Genomic DNA, 16535 nt, shown 5'->3' on the forward strand with positions numbered 1-16535 from the left:
CCCAACCCTAAGACATCAGAACGGCGCATGATCGGGGTAGCTCCGAGCGGGGATCGGCTCGGTACGCGCGAGGTGCCCGGTCGGGCTGCGCCAGGTGATCGTGCCGTCGGCGGAGCGGGTCACGCTGAATCGGGCTCGATGTTTCAGGGTGTGGTCGGCGCGGCATGCGGGGGCGAGATTGTCGACATCGGTCGTGCCTCCGTGCGCCCAGGCGGTGAGATGGTCGAGATCGGTCGTCGTGGCCGGACTCGTGCAGCCCGGTCGCGTGCAGCCCTCGTACTGGTGCGCGAGCCACCGGCGTTGAGCGGCGGTGACCCGGTAGCGCGTGCGATCGAGTGCGAGTGGCGCAGCCGTGAACGGATCGGTGGCTAGTCGAAGGAACGTCGGCGCCTCGGCGAACAGTCGACGCGCGGTGTCGTCGTCGATCGGGCCGTGCCCCTCGAGCTCGGCGGGCAGATACGGCGGGTCGGGGTGCGTGCCCGCCGCACCGGCACCGGCCGGGTGGTCGAATCCCGTTCCGGCTGTGGTCCGTGCCCCGCTGCCCGAGCGGCCGACGAGGGTCAGCGCGGGGATCGTGACGAGAATCTCGGTGCGTACCGCGCTCGGCGTGCCGGCGCCCGTGAGGTGCGCCGTCGCGACATCGGCTCGGAGCTGATCGAGGGTGCGCGTCTCGCCGGGCTGCCCCGAGCACTCGACGGCCGTCGCGCCGATGCGAGCGCGGATGCGGGCGGCATCGATCGCCGAGACGTACAGCGTGACCCAGGCCATGCCATCATCGGCCGACTCGACCGTGAGCCGGCGTTGCGCGTGCGCTCGCGCATGACGCGCCGCCGTCTCGTCGGGCCGGTCGAGTCTCGCCCGGAGCAGACGTGTTCGGCGGCGGAAGCGCGCGAGCGGCACCGTGCCGGCGAGCTCGGTCAGTTCGTCGTCGAACGTCGCGAGCTGCTCGGCGGCGGCTCGCGCGGCCGCCCGCTGCTCGGCCGAGGCTCCGCGGAAGTCCGCTGGGAGGGGTAAGCCCGAGATCGCGTCGAGCGCGATGCGCAGCTCGGCGTAGGAGGCGAGGCCGTCTCGGAACCGGCCCCACAGCCGGGGGAGGAGGTCGTGGCAGCGCGCCGCCTCGAAGCCACGACTGCGGATCGTCGCGGCGGGCAGCAGCAGCCGCATCGACAGCTCGGCGGCCACCGAGCGGGCGGCGAGCTCCGCCACGTCGAGCCGGGGCCCGTGCGCCGGAGGCTGGCCGCTCCCGGCGCCGGCCGCCAGCGTCTCGGCCGTCAGGTACAGCTCGGGGTGCGCGTCGGCGAGGGCGAACGCGCGACGGAACGCATCGAGCTGCGCGGCGAACTGGCGGTTGCTCTGAAGCTGCGCACCCTCGGCGGCGTCGAGGTTGGCCTGCAGCTCGGCGAACGCCGCGCGAGAGCCGCCGGCCGCCGAGGCCGCACGCCAGGCATCCAGCGACTCCCAGTCTGGCGAGGCCCAGTCTGGCGAAGCCCAGTCTGGCGAGACCGAGTCTGGCGAGGCCCAGTCTGGCGAGACCGAGTCTGGCGAGGCCCAGTCTGGCGAGGCCGAGTCGGGCGAGGCCGAGTCGGGCGACTCCCAGTCTGGCGTCGCCCCGTCGGGCGAAGCCCAGTCGTGTGGCTCCGCCCCGGGCGGCACCGCCCGCTCATCGATTCGCAACATGCCTCAAGACTATCGAACACACCTTCGAAACTGGAGGTCGGATCCTGATCTGTGGAGAACTCCTCCAGCCGCGGATGCGGGAGACTTGGGCTCATGATCATCCTCGCCGCCACGCCCATCGGCAATCTCGGCGACGCCTCCCCCCGCCTGCGCACCGCGCTCGCCGAGGCGCGCGTCGTGGCGAGCGAGGACACCCGCGTCACCCAGCGACTGCTCGCCGCGCTCGGCATCGACAACCGCCCGCGGCTCATCGCCCTGCACGAGCACAACGAGCGGCAGAAGGCCGTCGAGCTCGTCGAGCTCGCGCGCGACGCGGACCTCCTGGTGCTGAGCGACGCCGGAATGCCGACGGTGTCCGATCCCGGCTTCCCGCTGGTCGCCGCCGCGGCCGCCGCGGGCGTGCTCGTCACCGTCATCCCCGGACCGAGCGCCGTGGTGACCGCGCTCGCGCTCTCCGGCCTGCCGACCGACCGCTTCGCGTTCGAGGGCTTCCTGCCGCGCAAGGCCGGAGAACGGGCGCGCCGGCTCGGCGAGCTCGCCGCCGACCGCCGAACGCTCGTGTTCTTCGAGGGGCCGAGCCGGCTCGCCGCAAGCCTCGCCGCGCTCGCCGAGGCGTTCGGACCGGATCGTCCCGCCGCGGTCTGCCGCGAGCTCACGAAGCTCCACGAGGAGGTGCGGCGAGGTCCCCTCTCCGAGCTCGCCGACTGGGCCGCCGAGGGCGTGCGCGGTGAGATCTGCATCGTCGTCGGCGGTGCGCCCGAGCCGGGACCGGCGGACGCCGCCGACGCGGTCGCACGCGTGCTGCGGCGCACCGCCGAGGGCATCCGCCTGAAGGATGCCGCGGCGGAGGTCGCCGCGGCGAGCGGGCTCGGCAAGCGGGAACTGTACGAGGCGGCACTCCGCGAGCGCGCCGGCGGGGCATCGAAGCATCCCTGACCGATTCCTGCAAGGCCCACCCGAATCGACCGGAACGCGGGACAATTGAGGTGAGCCCGGCCGCGCCGAGGCAGCGGTCCCGACGCGCCGGGGGTGGAGGTGCGACATGTCGAACGCAGTGCGATTCACCGCCTACGGCGGACCCGAGGTGCTCGAGGTCGTGGAGGTCGAGGCGCCCCTTCCTCGCCCCGCCGAGGTGCTCGTCGAGGTCTACGCGACCGGGCTGAACCCCGCCGAGAGCGCGCTGCGGCGCGGCGAGGCGAGGGCCGGCCGTACGGTCGAGCTGCCCGCGCGACAGGGGCGCGACCTCGCCGGCGTGGTCATCGCGACCGGCCCGGGCGTCGAGCGTTTCTCCCGCGGCGACGAGGTCATGGGCTGGGGCGAGGGCACCCAGGCGAGTCACGTCGTCGTTCCCGAGACCCAGCTCATGCTGAAGCCGGCGGGGATCCCGTGGGAGGTGGCGGGGTCGCTCGCCACGGCCGGCACGATGGCCTGGAACGCCGTCGAAGGGCTCGCCCTCGGTCCGAACGACACCGTCGTCATCACCGCCGCGGCCGGCGGCGTCGGCTGCCTCGCGGCGCAGTTCGCACGCCGGCACGGCGCCGCCGTCATCGGCACGAGCGCGGAGGCGCGCTTCGATTTCCTGCGCCAGTTCGGCATCCAGCCGCTCGGCTACGGACCGGGCCTCGCCGGGCGCGTCAGAGTGACGACCTCCGCGCCGGTCACCGCGTTCCTCGATTTCCTCGGCGGCGAGTCGGCCGAGGCGGTCGCGCTCGGCGTGCCCGCCGGGCGCGTGCTCACCGTGCTCGACGAGGAGGCCATCGACGAGCACGGCGTGGCCAGGGTCGAGGCGGGCGATCTCGTCGCGCTCGGCCGGGTGTCCGCCGCGATCGCCGCAAAGCAGGTGCGCCTGCCGATCGCCGACGTGTTCCCGATGGCCGATGTCGCGGCCGCCTACCGGGCGCTCGACCGACGGGATGCCGCGGGCAAGATCGTGCTCGGCCTGCGCACCGTCGACTACCCGGGGCAGCGGGTGAAGGAGCCGGCGATCAAGGAGCAGGACGTCACCCTCGGCGTGCCGACCCCGCACGAGCGGCTCGAGGCCGTCGAGGCGGTGCCCGCCGCGATCGGCGACGGCAGCGTGCGGCGCAGGCACCGAGCGGCGCGCGAACAGGCGGATGCCGCGGCGAATCCGGTCGGCGGCGAGACGACTCCGGCGGAGGAGCGGCCGCAGCCGTAACCGGCGCTCGGGGCATCCGCCGCGCCCGTAGGATTGAGCGCATGGCCGACGGCTCCTCGTTCTACATCACCACGCCCATCTTCTACGTCAACGACGTGCCCCACATCGGGCACGCCTACACGGAGGTGGCGGCGGACGTGGCCGCCCGCTGGCACCGCCAGGCGGGCGAGGACACCTGGTCGCTCACGGGCACCGACGAGCACGGCCAGAAGATCCTGCGCACGGCGACCGCGAACGGCGTTACGCCGCAGCAGTGGGCCGACAAGCTCGTCGCCGAGGCGTGGAAGCCGCTGCTCGAGACGATCGACATCGCGAACGACGACTTCATCCGCACGACCGACGAGCGGCACGAGCGCAACGTGCAGCGGTTCCTGCAGAAGCTCTACGACGAGGGCCACATCTACACCGGCGAGTACGAGGGCTACTACTGCGTCGGCTGCGAGGAGTACAAGCAGCAGTCCGAGCTCGTCGACGGCACCGGCGAGTACGCGGGCCAGCCCGTGTGCGCCATCCACTCCAAGCCGGTCGAGCTGCTGCACGAGAAGAACTACTTCTTCCGCATGTCGGCCTTCGCCGAGCGGCTGCTCGCGCTCTACGAGGAGCGCCCCGACTTCGTGCAGCCCGAGTCGGCCCGCAACGAGGTCGTGAGCTTCGTACGCCAGGGCCTCGCCGACCTCTCCATCTCGCGCTCGACGTTCGACTGGGGCGTGAAGGTCCCGTGGGACGAGACGCACGTCGTCTACGTGTGGTTCGACGCCCTGCTGAACTACATCACCGCCGTCGGCTACGGCGACGACGAGGCCGAGTTCGCCCGCCGGTGGCCCGCCCAGCACATCGTCGGCAAGGACATCCTGCGCTTCCACGCCGTCATCTGGCCGGCGATGCTGATGGCCGCGGGCCTCGACGTGCCCCGCGGGGTCTTCGGGCACGGCTGGCTGCTCGTCGGCGGCGAGAAGATGTCCAAGTCGAAGCTCACCGGCATCGCCCCCGAGCAGATCACCGACGTGTTCGGCTCCGACGCGTTCCGCTTCTACTTCATGTCCGCGATCTCCTTCGGCCAGGACGGCTCGTTCTCCTGGGAGGACCTGGCCGCCAGGTACCAGGCGGAGCTCGCGAACGGCTTCGGCAACCTCGCCTCGCGCGTGGTCGCGATGATCACCCGCTACTGCGACGGCGTCGTGCCGACCGCCGGCGTGCTGAGCCCCGCCGACGCCGAGATCGGCACGATCGCCCGCCGCGCCACCGAGCGCTCGTGGGACGCCATCGGCCGCCTCGCGATCCACGAGGCGATCGCCGAGGTCTGGCAGCTCGTCGACGCCCTGAACGGCTACCTCACGAACGAGGAGCCGTGGGCGCTCGCGAAGGACCCGGAGCAGCGCGACCGGCTCGAGGCCGTGCTCGCGACCGCCTACCGAGGGCTCGGCACGCTCGCCGTGCTGCTCTCGCCGGTGGTGCCGAAGGCGAGCGCCAAGCTCTGGACGGCGCTCGGCGCCCCCGGCGAGGTCACGGCGCAGCGCATCGACCGTGCCGACGACGCCGAGCTCGGCGAGCGCGTGCAGCCGCTCGAAGCGCTGTTCCCGCGCGTCGAGGTCGCGGAGTAGGCGCGGACGTGAGCGAGCACCTGCGGCGGAGGTCGGACGGCGGCCGCGCGGCCGAGTACCCGCCGGCGCCCGAGCCGCTGCCGGTGCCGGTCTACGACAACCACACCCACCTCGAGATCGCCGACGGCGCGCTGCCGCTGTCGCCGGCCGAGCACCTCGAGCGGGCCGCCGCGGTCGGCATCGCGGGCGCGGTGCAGGTCGGCACGGATGTCGCGACGAGCCGCTGGTCGGCCGAGATCGCCGCGCGCGAGCCGCGCCTCGTCGCCGCCGTCGCGCTGCACCCCAACGAGGCGCCCGAGCTCGAGGCCAGGGGCGAGCTCGACGCCGCCCTCGCCGTCATCGACGAGCTCGCCGCGCAGCCGAGGGTCCGAGCGATCGGCGAGACCGGGCTCGACTACTTCCGCACCGGCGAGGAGGGCCGCGACGCCCAGCACCGTGCCTTCGAGGCGCACCTCGACCTCGCCAAGCGGCACGGCATCGCGCTGCAGATCCACGATCGCGACGCGCACGACGACGTGGTCGAGACGCTGCGCCGGGTCGGCGCGCCGGAGCGCACCGTGTTCCACTGCTTCTCGGGCGGCGAGGAGCTCGCCCGCACCGCGGCCGACGCCGGCTGGTACTGCTCCTTCGCCGGCAACGTCACGTTCAAGAACGCCGAGAACCTGCGCGAGGCGCTGCGGGTGCTGCCGCGGGAGCTCGTCCTCGTCGAGACGGATGCCCCGTACCTGACGCCGGCGCCGCTCCGCGGCCGACCGAACGCGCCGTACCTCGTGCCGCTCACGGTTCGGTTCATGGCGGAGCTGCTCGAGGTGCCGCTCGACGAGCTCTGCGCACAGCTCGCCGAGAACACCGAGCGTGTCTACGGCTCCTGGCAGGAGGGGCTCGCATGACCGCACCGCGCCAGGGGCTGCTCGGTCCCGCCGAGATCCGCGACCTCGCCGAACTCCTCGGCGTGACCCCCACGAAGAAGCTCGGCCAGAACTTCGTGCACGACGCCAACACGGTGCGCCGCATCGTGCAGCTCGCGGGCGTCCAGGCCGGTGAGACCGTGCTCGAGATCGGTCCGGGCCTCGGCTCGCTCACCCTCGGCCTCACCGAGGCGGGCGCCGACGTCGTCGCCGTCGAGATCGACGGCCGGCTCGCCGAGCAGCTCCCGAAGACCGCCGAGCTGCTGCAGCCGGGCGCCTCGCTCCGGGTCGTGCACCAGGACGCGCTGCGGGTCACCGAGCTGCCGGGCGACCCGGTGCGGCTCGTCGCGAACCTGCCGTACAACGTCTCGGTGCCGGTGCTGCTGCACCTGCTCGAGCATTTCCCCTCGCTCCGCGCCGGCATCGTCATGGTGCAGGCCGAGGTGGGCCACCGGCTCGCCGCGGGACCCGGTTCGAAGGTCTACGGGGCGCCGAGCGTCAAGGCCGCCTGGTACGGCGACTGGCGCATCGCCGGGCAGGTCTCGCGGCAGGTGTTCTGGCCGGTGCCGAACGTCGACTCCGTGCTCGTCGGCTTCGAGCGCGACACGGAGCCGGGCACCGAGGCCGAACGCCGGGCGACGTTCGCGCTCGTCGACGCCGCCTTCCAGCAGCGCCGCAAGATGCTGCGGCAGGCGCTCTCCGGCGTGCTCGGCGGCAGTGCCGCCTCCGCATCCGCCGTGCTCGAGCAGGCCGGGGTCGACCCGCAGGCCCGCGGTGAGCAGCTCGGCATGCCGGAATTCCTCGCGATCGCCCGGGCGCACGCCGCGGCGGGTGCGGCCACGGGCGGGGCAGAGCTCGACTAGCGTGGGGGCATGACGATCGCCGCAGCCCAGCCGTCGGTGCATGTGCGGGCGCCCGGCAAGATCAACCTCTTCATGCGCGTCGCCGAACCGGGCGACGACGGCTACCATGACGTCGCCACGGCGTATCAGGCCGTCTCGCTCTACGAGGATGTCGTCGCGACGCCCGCGGCGGGCATCGAAGTCTCGTTCTCGGGCAGCGTCGACGTGTCGGGGCTGCCTGTCGACGACTCGAACCTCGCAGTCCGCGCCGCGCGCCTGCTCGCCGAGGCGACGGGGGTCACCGAGGGTGTGCACCTCGCGATCGACAAGCACGTTCCGATCGCCGGCGGCATGGGTGGGGGATCGGCGGATGCCGCGGCCGCCCTCGTCGCCTGCGACGCCCTCTGGGGCACCGGGCTCACGAAAGACGAGCTCCACGGCCTCGCCGCGCAGCTCGGCGCGGACGTCCCCTTCGCGCTCGCCGGCGGCACCGCCATCGGCACCGGGCGAGGCGACCGGCTGAGCCCCGTGCTCGCGACCGGCTCCTTCCACTGGGTGCTCGTCTTCGCCGAGTTCGGCCTCTCGACCCCCGCGGTGTACGGCGAGCTCGACCGGCTGCGGCACGAGGGCCGGGTGCCGCCGGAGTCCGTCGCGCCCGCGGGCGTGCCGGCCGTCGACCCTGCGGTGCTGCAGGCGCTCCGGGCCGGCGACCCGGCGCTCCTCGCCGACGCCCTGCACAACGATCTCGCTGTCGCGGCGGTCGGTTCGGCTCCCGAACTCGACGACGTCCTCCGGCTCGGTGCCTCGGCCGGTGCGCTCGCCGGGCTCGTCTCGGGCTCCGGTCCGACGCTGGCCTTCCTCGCCGACGGGGCCGACGACGCGATCTCGCTCGCCGTCACGCTCTCCTCGGCCGGGCACCTGGCGACGCACGTGCACGGCCCCGTGCACGGCGCCCGCGTCGTGCGCTGAGCCTCGGCACGAGCGGGCCGGGGCTTGCGGGGATCGCCGGGCTGCCGGGATTGTCGGGCTGCCGGGATCGCCGGATCGCCGGATCGCCGGATCGCCGGGGCTGCCGGGGCTGCCGGGCTCGCGCTCGCGGCTCGCGCCCGGGAACAGCAACTAGGCTCGACGGGACATGGCACACCTCCTCGGCGCCGAGCGCCTGCATCTCGAGTTCCCGACGCGCACGGTCTTCGACGAGGTCACCCTCGGCCTCGACGAGGGCGACCGGATCGGCATCGTCGGCCGCAACGGCGACGGCAAGTCGACCCTGCTGAAGCTTCTCGCCGGCCGCCTCGAACCGGATGCCGGGCGGGTCACGGTGCGCCGGGGCATCCGCATCGGCATGCTCGACCAGACCGACACCCTCGCCCCGGAGACGACGGTCGCCGAGGCCGTCGTCGGCGGCATCGACGAGCATGTCTGGGCGGGCGACCCGAAGGTGCGCGACGTCATCGCCGGGCTCCTCGGTGACGTCCCCTGGGACGGCCGGGCCGGCGACCTCTCGGGCGGCCAACGACGCAGGGTCGGCCTCGCAGCCCTGCTCGTCGGCGACTGGGACGTGCTCTTCCTCGACGAGCCGACGAACCACCTCGACGTCGAGGGCATCGCCTGGCTCGCCCGGCACCTGCGGGAGCGCTGGAGCCGCACCGAGGGCGCGCTCGTCGTCGTCACGCACGACCGCTGGTTCCTCGACGAGGTCTGCACCGGCACCTGGGAGGTGCACGACGGCATCGTCGAGCCCTTCGAGGGCGGCTACGCGGCCTACGTGCTGCAGCGGGTCGAGCGCGACCGGATGGCCGCCGCGAGCGAGGCGAAGCGGCAGAACCTGATGCGCAAGGAACTCGCCTGGCTGCGCCGGGGGGCGCCTGCGCGCACCTCGAAGCCGAAGTTCCGCATCGACGCCGCGAACCAGCTCATCGAGGACGTGCCGCCCGTGCGCGACCGGGTCGAGCTCAGCCGGCTCGCCGTCGCCCGGCTCGGCAAGGACGTCGTCGACCTGCTCGACGCGGGCGTCGACTACCCGGCGCCGGGCGGCGGCATCCGCACCGTGCTCCGCGACGTCGAGTGGCGCATCGCGCCTGGGGAGCGCACCGGCATCCTGGGCGTGAACGGCGCCGGCAAGTCGACCCTGCTCGGCCTCGTCACCGGAGCGGTCAGCCCCACCCACGGCCGGGTGAAGCGCGGCACGACCGTGCGCATCGCGACCCTCAGCCAGGAGCTCGCCGAACTCGCCGAGTGGGCCGACGAGCGCGTCAGCGCGGTGGTCGCCGCGCAGCGCACGAGCTACACGATCGGCAACGGCTCGAAGGCCGTGGAGCTCACGCCGGGCCAGCTGCTCGAGCGACTCGGCTTCACGAACCAGCAGCTCGCGACGCCCGTGCGCGATCTCTCCGGCGGCCAGAAGCGGCGGCTGCAGCTGCTGCTCATCCTCCTGACCGAGCCGAACGTGCTGATCCTCGACGAGCCGACGAACGATCTCGACACCGACATGCTCGCCGCGATCGAGGACCTGCTCGACTCCTGGCCGGGCACCCTCCTCGTCGTCAGCCACGACCGGTACCTGCTCGAGCGGGTCACCGACCAGCAGTTCGCCATCGTCGACGCGAAGCTGCGGCACCTGCCGGGCGGGGTCGACCAGTACCTGGAGCTCCGCGCGCAGCAGCAGCGCGGGGCGAGCACGGGCGCGGCGAACGGGGCGGCCCGGGTCGCCTCGAGCGGGGCGGATGCCTCGGCCGCCGCCGCGTCGGCGACGGCGCTGTCCGGGGCCGAGCGGCGCACCGCCGAGAAGGAGCTCTCCGCCGTCGAGCGGCGGATCGAGAAGCTGCAGCAGCAGATCGCCGCCGCGCGCGACGGCTTCGCCGAGCTCGACCAGAGCGACTACGAGCGGCTGAACGCCGAGATGGCGAAGGTCACGGCCGCCGAGCAGGAGGTCGCCGAGCTCGAGGAGCGCTGGTTCGCGCTCACCGAACAGCTGGGCTGAGCGCGCCGCGCCGCTCGGCGGCGTGGTGCTCGGTCTCCCGGTTCAGGCGGATGCCTCGCGCGCGGCGCGCTCGGTGAACCAATCGAGCGCGTGCCGGCCGGAGGAGAGTCCGTAGTCGAGCGTGGCCCGCTGGTAGGCGAGCACCTCGCGGAACTCCTCTGGCACCTCGAGCGTCGCGAGCTGACGTTCGACCGCCTCGAGCTCGGCGACGTTGGCCGCGGCCCGTTCGCGGATGCGCCCGAGCACCGTCGCCCGCTCGGCGGGGTCGAGGAGGCCGAGGAAGAACAGCCGGGAGAGCGCCGCGGTCTCGAGGTCGGGCCCCTCGATCGGGCCGTCGATCCAGTGCCGGAACTCTGCGCGGCCGGCCTCCGTCGTGCGGTAGACCTTGCGGCCCCGGCCGCCGGGCTGCACGCTCTCGACCTCGATCAGCCCGCTCGCGAGCAGGCCGTCGAGCGCCCGCTTGATGCTGCCCGAGCTGGCGCTGTAGACGAGCCCGACGCCCGCCTCGAAGCTCTTCACGAGGTCGTAGAGGCTCTGCGGGGCGAGCATGAGCAGCCCCAGGATCACGTGTGCCACGTGCCGAGCCTAGCCGGTTGACGCCGCAGGACATATCTACTAGATATATCTACTAGACATATCTACGAGAGAGATTGAGGATTGTCATGAGCCACGCCACTGCCGCGCCCGCGGCATCCGTCCCGGAGGAGCTCGACCTCGGGCTCACCGCCCTCGTCGACCGCCTCGCCGCCCGTCGCCGCCTGCACCACGTGAGCCTCGCCCTCGCCGACGACCGCGGGCGGAGCTGGTCGGGCGCCGCCGGGCCCGGCGCGAGCCCCGACGCCCCGTTCTTCATCGCCTCCATCACGAAGCGCTTCATTGTGGCCCTGGTGCTGCAGGCCCACGAGCGCGGCGAGCTCGACCTCGACACCGCGATCCCGGCGTACCTCCCCGCCGAGGTCACGACGCGGCTGCACGTCTGGAAGGGCGTCGACCGCACGCCGGAGATCACGGTGCGCCACCTCGCGAGCCACACCTCGGGACTGCCCGACTTCTACGAGCGGCGGAGCGGCGGGCCGAGCCTCTACCGGCAGCTTCGCGCCGGGCACGACCTCGACTGGGGCTTCGAGGACGCCATCGCGATCGCGCGCGACGAGCAGCGCCCGCACTTCCCGCCGCAGGACCTGTCCGCCCCGAGGCAGCGGGCCTCCTACTCCGATACGGGCTTCCTCCTGCTCATCCGCATCCTCGAGCTCGTCACCGGGCGGAGCTTCGCGCAGCTCGTCGCCGATCGCATCGCCGCGCCGCTCGGGCTGGGCCGCACCTGGCACCCCGGCGGCGCCCCCGCCGATCCGGCGACGCCGGCGCCCCTCCCGCTGCACGTGCGGCGGCGGCCGGTGCAGCTCGACGGCGTGTACGCGGCGAGCCACGACCTGTTCAGCACGACGGCTGACCTCATCGCGTTCGAGCGAGCGCTCGTCCGGGGCGAGCTGTTCGAGGACCCCGCGACGAGCGCGCTGCTGACCGAGCGGCGCAACCGGCTGCGCAACGCCCCGAGCCTGCACTACGGCCTCGGCACGATGATCTTCGGCGTCAGCCGACTGAATCTGCCCCGCAGCGGCCCTGCGACGCTCGTCGGCCACTCCGGCTCGACCGGCACCTGGCTGTTCAGCTGCCCGAAGCTCGGCGTGATGCTCGCCGGCACCGTGGACCAGACGCAGGCGCGGGTGCTGCCGTTCCAGATCATGGTGCGCTGCCTGCAGCGCTGGACGCGCTGAATGATTGAATTACTGGATGCTCGAAGCATCCATCGTCATATGTGACGACGCTCGCAGGAGCTGTGACACTGTGTGACCACGTGGTCAACACGGCGAAGAACCTTCGCCTACCGTAAGAGGGCACCCGCGTTCGCGGCATCGAAGCCCCCACCGACATCCTCCGTGGCGGAGCCATGCCGGCCCACAGCCCAACGGCCTCAGAACGCGTGCGCCCACCAAGAGAGGACCCACCATGTCACGACGTTCCCGCATCACCTCCGTCATCGCCGCGCTCGCCGCGGTGCCCCTCGTCGCCTCGCTCGCGGCGTGCGCCTCGACCGGCTCGGACGCCTCGGGCGACGCCGCCGGCGGCGAGACCGTGAAGATCGGCGTCGTCGGCAAGTCCGACCCGCAGTGGGCGCCGTTCGTCGAGGCGGCCGCCGAGGAGGGCATCACGGTCGAGCTCGTCGACTTCGGCGACTACAACCAGCCGAACCCGGCCCTCACCGAGGGCGAGCTGGACCTCAACCAGTTCCAGCACATCGTCTACCTCGCGGACTACAACGTGAACGCCGACGCCGACCTCACCCCGATCGGCTCGACGCAGATCTACCCGCTCGGCCTCTACTCCACGAAGTACGACGACGTGAAGTCGATCCCGGCCGGCGAGACCGTCGCCGTGCCCGACGACCCCTCGAACCTCGCCCGCGCGCTGCTCGTGCTGCAGTCGTCGGGCCTCATCGAGCTGAAGGACGGCGGTTCGATCTTCTCGACCATCGCCGACATCGACGAGGCGAAGTCGAAGGTCAAGGTCACCCCGCTCGAGGCCGCCATCACCGCGACCTCACTGCCCGACGTCGCCGCCGCGATCATCAACAACGACTTCGTCGAGGACGCCGGCCTCACGTTCGCCGACGCCATCGCGCAGGACGACCCGGCCGACCCGAACGCGCTGCCGTACGTGAACATCTTCGCCGCGCGCGCCGAGGACAAGGACAACGCCACCTACGCGAAGCTCGTCGAGATCTTCCAGACGAACGCGAAGGTCCAGGCCGGCCTCGACGAGGCATCCGGCGGCACCGGAGTCTCCCTGCAGGTCCCGGTCGCCGACCTCGAGAAGTCCCTCGCCGACGTCGAGGCCGACACGGCCGCCCAGCAGGGCTGATCGACGTCCCACCATCCGGCTCCCGGGCGGCGCGCACCCCGCGTCGCCCGGGAGCCGTCGGCGCGTTCCGCGCCGCACCCGAGGAGGAATCCCGCATGGCCATCGTGAGCCTCGCGAACGTCAGCAAGTCGTACCCGTCGCCCGAGCGGGGCGCGCCCCGCATCGTCGCCGTCGACGACGTCAGTCTCGAGATCGAGGCCGGTGAGGTCACCGGCATCATCGGCTACTCGGGCGCGGGCAAGTCCACGCTCGTGCGCCTGATCAACGCGCTCGAACCCGCCACCGCGGGCACCGTCACGATCGACGGGCGGGCGATCACCGGGCTGCCGGAGCGGGAGCTGCGGGCCGTGCGGCTCGGCATCGGCATGATCTTCCAGCAGTTCAACCTGTTCGAGGCGAAGACCGTGGCGCAGAACGTCGCGTATCCGCTCAAGGTCGCCGGCTGGGGCAAAACGGAGATCACGGCGCGCGTCGCCGAACTGCTCGACTTCGTCGGGCTCGCCGACAAGGCCCGGGCCTACCCCGACCAGCTCTCCGGCGGGCAGAAGCAGCGCGTCGGCATCGCCCGGGCGCTCGCCACCCGCCCGCGGATCCTGCTCGCCGACGAGGCGACGAGCGCGCTCGACCCCGAGACGACGCAGGAGGTGCTCGCGCTCCTGAAGCGCGTGAACGAGGAGTACGGCGTCACGATGGTCGTGATCACCCACGAGATGGACGTCATCCAGTCGATCGCGACCAAGGTCGCCGTGATGGACGGCGGCCGCGTCATCGAGCAGGGCGACGTCTTCGACGTCTTCTCCGACCCGCAGCACGCCTCCTCCCGCAAGTTCGTCTCGACCGTCGTGCAGGGCGTGCCGTCACCGGCGGAGCTCGCGGTGCTGCGCGAGCGGCACCCGGGGCGGATCGCGACCCTCTCGTTCCGCGACGGGGATGCCTCGCAAGCCCGCGTCTTCGTGGAGCTCGCGCAGGCCGGGCTCGAGTTCGAGCTCGTGTACGGCGGCATCAACGACATCCGGGGCCGCGCCTTCGGGCATCTCACGCTCGCGATCCGCGGCGAGCAGGCCGCGGTCGACGGGGCGCTCGCCCGGATCGGCGAGCTCGTCCAGGTGACCGAGCCGCCCGCGGATCCGCCTGCCGGGCCGTCCGCCGGGGACGGCGCCGAGACGGGGGAGACCCGCTGATGGACAAGCTCATCGATCTCGGACCCGAGTTCTGGACGGCCGCCGGCGAGACGCTCTACATGGTGTTCTTCACCATGCTGTTCGGCGGACTCGCCGGCCTCGTGCTCGGCGTCGGACTCTACGTCACCCGGGCCGGCGGCCTGCTGCCGAACGTCGTCGTGAACAACGTGCTGAACGTGCTGATCAACTTCTTCCGGCCGATCCCGTTCATCATCTTCATCGCCGCGGTGCAGCCGCTCACCCGCGCCGTCATCGGCATCGGCATCGGCACGAACGCCGCCGTCTTCGCGCTGTCGCTCGCGGCGTCCTTCGCGATCGGGCGCATCGTCGAGCAGAACCTGCTCACCGTGAAGCCGGGCGTCATCGAGGCGGCGCGCTCCATGGGCGCCGGGCCCTGGCGCATCCTGACCACGGTCGTGATCGGCGAGGCGCTCGGGCCGCTCATCCTCGGCTACACCTTCATCATCGTCGCCGTCATCGACATGTCGGCGATGGCCGGCTTCCTCGGTGGCGGCGGCCTCGGCTACTTCGCGCAGCTCTACGGCTACCGCCAGTTCGAGCCGATCGTGACCTGGGCCGCAGTGCTGCTCATCATCGTGTTCGTGCAGATCGTGCAGTACCTCGGCAACTGGCTGGCCCGGAAGGTGCTGCGCCGGTAGGTGCTGCGCCGGTAGGTGTACTCGATCAGCTGGCCGCACACAGCGCCGCCCGCGCCGGGGCGGGGCGGGCGGTCGGGTCCGGTCGGGTCGGGTCGGGTCCGGTCGGGTCGGCACTCACCCGAGTTGCCCGACTTCCATGAAAGTCGGGCAACTCGTGGGTGAGTGCCCGGGGCGTCGCGGTCAGTGCGCGGCGGCGACCGTCGAGAGCTCGATCGGCGCGGCTGGCAGCTGCACGCTCTCGACGAGCTCACCGGCGTCGAGGTCCACGAGGTGGATGGTCGAGGCGGCCGGATCGGTCACGTACACGCGATGCCCGTCGACCCGGAGCGCGGGGCGGGCCTGCTGCCACTCGACGGGCTCCGTCCACGCCTCGATCACCGGGATCGTCGCGGTGACCGTGCCGGCGGCCGGGTCGATCACGTGGATGGCGCCGTCGGTGCCGAGCATGAGCGCCTCGCCGTGCGGCCCGCGGGCGAGCGAACGGAAGGTGTAGCTCGTGCCGAGCTCCACGAGCCGCATCGTGCCCGCCTCGGCGTCGACGAGGCTCACGCGGGTGGGGCGCTCGAGCTCCGCCGCGGCATCCGTTTGGTAGTCGCCGAGCGCGACCGGCGACGCCGGCGAGCCGGCCAGGGTGCCGATGCGTCCGGAGGCGTCGGGGGAGGCGACCTTCGTGAAGGCGCCGTCGCGGTACACGAGGGCGCCGTCCTGGCAGCCGACCACGATGGTGCCGCCGGCGGCGACGGTCTCGCCGTGCACCCCGGGGCAGCGCTCGTCGCGCACGAGCTCGGCGCCCGCGGCGTCGAAGACCGCGACGCCCGTGCGCGCCTCCTCGGTGCCGAGGGTCGAGAGCAGCTCGCCGCCGGGCAGCGCGACGGCGACGCCGTGGTGCGCCGCCGCGCTCGCGTGCCGGCGGACCTCGAGCGCGTCGAGCGCGCCTGCGGGGACCGCGTCGGCGAGAGCGGATGCCTCGAAGCGCTGCACCTCGCCGGTGCCGTCGGCGAAGAGGGCCGTGACGCCCGCGTTCGTGGTGACGTGGCCCGGGTGGTCGGCCGCGAAGACGAGCTCCGTGAGTCGCGGGGTCTCGCCGGAGTAGTGCGCGTGGTCGCCGTGCTGCTCGGCCTCGAGGCCGGTGTCGAGCACGCGGAAGCCGACGTCCGTCGAGACCAGCACGTGCCGGCCGTCGCCGGCGGGGTTCACCCGGAGGAATCCGGGCAGCTCGAGCTCGGCGGCGACCTCGAGCGTGTCGCCCTCGAGCACGAGCAGACCGCCGTCGTAGCTCGCGACGAGGCGCGGGGCGGCGAGCTCGCGCGCGGCCGGTGCGGGCTCGGCGTCGGGTCGCTCGGCGGGCGCCTGGCCGCCCGGGGAAGCGCAGGCGGCGAGGGCGAGGAGGAGGGCGGGGGCTGCGGCGGCGCCGGCCAGGCGGATGCCTCGGCGGCGAGGCGGGGGACTGCTGCGTGTGATCATGGCCGCCACGCTATCGTTAACGATAATCATTCTCAAAACGCCGCAGTAACCCACCGAGTTGCCCGACTTTCATGAAAGTCGGGCAAGTCAGAAACCACCCGAGTTGCCCGACTTTCATGAAAGTC

At 72.7% G+C, this 16535-nt stretch carries 14 protein-coding genes; 11 read left to right on the forward strand and 3 right to left on the reverse strand.

The window, feature by feature from the left end:
* Positions 1–15: 15 nt before the first annotated feature.
* A complete protein-coding gene (locus M3147_RS03915; protein WP_251202177.1) occupies positions 16–1677 on the reverse strand; it encodes an HNH endonuclease signature motif containing protein in 1662 nt (553 codons plus the stop codon).
* A 93-nt stretch (positions 1678–1770) separates the two neighbouring features.
* Between M3147_RS03915 and rsmI the strand changes: the two genes are divergently transcribed.
* The 7 genes from rsmI to M3147_RS03950 all read left to right on the forward strand — a co-directional run bounded on the left by rsmI (position 1771) and on the right by M3147_RS03950 (position 10187).
* Positions 1771–2613, forward strand: coding sequence for a 16S rRNA (cytidine(1402)-2'-O)-methyltransferase (rsmI, locus tag M3147_RS03920; RefSeq protein ID WP_251202178.1), 843 nt, complete (start codon positions 1771–1773; stop codon positions 2611–2613).
* Positions 2614–2719: 106 nt separating this feature from the next.
* Positions 2720–3853 (forward strand): NADP-dependent oxidoreductase, encoded by a 1134-nt coding sequence (locus M3147_RS03925; RefSeq protein WP_251202179.1) that lies wholly within the window; start codon positions 2720–2722, stop codon positions 3851–3853.
* 41 nt (positions 3854–3894) lie between these two features.
* On the forward strand, positions 3895–5454 hold the full coding sequence (metG, locus tag M3147_RS03930; protein ID WP_251202180.1) for a methionine--tRNA ligase: 1560 nt from the start codon (positions 3895–3897) through the stop codon (positions 5452–5454).
* Positions 5455–5462: 8 nt separating this feature from the next.
* Positions 5463–6344: a TatD family hydrolase gene (locus M3147_RS03935; protein ID WP_251202181.1), complete on the forward strand. Its 882-nt coding sequence runs from the start codon at positions 5463–5465 to the stop codon at positions 6342–6344.
* Positions 6341–7225 carry a 16S rRNA (adenine(1518)-N(6)/adenine(1519)-N(6))-dimethyltransferase RsmA gene (gene rsmA / locus M3147_RS03940; RefSeq protein WP_251202182.1) on the forward strand — a complete coding sequence of 295 codons (885 nt, stop codon included), beginning with the start codon at positions 6341–6343 and terminating at the stop codon, positions 7223–7225. The genes M3147_RS03935 and rsmA overlap by 4 nt, the downstream gene beginning before the upstream one ends.
* 9 nt (positions 7226–7234) lie before the next feature.
* Complete coding sequence (locus M3147_RS03945; protein ID WP_251202183.1) at positions 7235–8173, forward strand: 4-(cytidine 5'-diphospho)-2-C-methyl-D-erythritol kinase; 939 nt, start codon at positions 7235–7237, stop codon at positions 8171–8173.
* A 166-nt stretch (positions 8174–8339) separates the two neighbouring features.
* On the forward strand, positions 8340–10187 hold the full coding sequence (locus tag M3147_RS03950; protein WP_251202184.1) for an ABC-F family ATP-binding cassette domain-containing protein: 1848 nt from the start codon (positions 8340–8342) through the stop codon (positions 10185–10187).
* A gap of 42 nt (positions 10188–10229) precedes the next feature.
* Here the strand turns inward: M3147_RS03950 and M3147_RS03955 are convergent, their stop codons facing one another.
* Entirely contained in the window at positions 10230–10763 is a 534-nt protein-coding gene (locus tag M3147_RS03955; protein WP_251202185.1) for a PadR family transcriptional regulator, read from the reverse strand.
* Between the two features lie 86 nt (positions 10764–10849).
* On the opposite strand from M3147_RS03955, the gene M3147_RS03960 reads away from it, so the two are divergent.
* The 4 genes from M3147_RS03960 to M3147_RS03975 all read left to right on the forward strand — a co-directional run bounded on the left by M3147_RS03960 (position 10850) and on the right by M3147_RS03975 (position 14946).
* The gene (locus M3147_RS03960; protein WP_251202186.1) at positions 10850–11962 is read left to right on the forward strand and encodes a serine hydrolase domain-containing protein; all 1113 of its coding nucleotides are present in this window, start codon (positions 10850–10852) and stop codon (positions 11960–11962) included.
* 232 nt (positions 11963–12194) lie between these two features.
* A complete protein-coding gene (locus M3147_RS03965; RefSeq protein WP_251202187.1) occupies positions 12195–13106 on the forward strand; it encodes a MetQ/NlpA family ABC transporter substrate-binding protein in 912 nt (303 codons plus the stop codon).
* Positions 13107–13201: 95 nt separating this feature from the next.
* Positions 13202–14287: a methionine ABC transporter ATP-binding protein gene (locus M3147_RS03970; RefSeq protein WP_251202188.1), complete on the forward strand. Its 1086-nt coding sequence runs from the start codon at positions 13202–13204 to the stop codon at positions 14285–14287.
* Positions 14287–14946 (forward strand): methionine ABC transporter permease, encoded by a 660-nt coding sequence (locus M3147_RS03975; RefSeq protein ID WP_251202189.1) that lies wholly within the window; start codon positions 14287–14289, stop codon positions 14944–14946. The genes M3147_RS03970 and M3147_RS03975 overlap by 1 nt, the downstream gene beginning before the upstream one ends.
* A 180-nt stretch (positions 14947–15126) precedes the next feature.
* On the opposite strand, the gene aztD is transcribed toward M3147_RS03975, so the two are convergent.
* Complete coding sequence (gene aztD / locus M3147_RS03980) at positions 15127–16410, reverse strand: zinc metallochaperone AztD (RefSeq protein WP_285873311.1); 1284 nt, start codon at positions 16408–16410, stop codon at positions 15127–15129.
* Positions 16411–16535 lie beyond the last annotated feature (125 nt).

Origin of the sequence: Agromyces mediolanus (genome assembly GCF_023715325.1) — a bacterium.
Taxonomy (GTDB): domain Bacteria; phylum Actinomycetota; class Actinomycetes; order Actinomycetales; family Microbacteriaceae; genus Agromyces; species Agromyces mediolanus_A.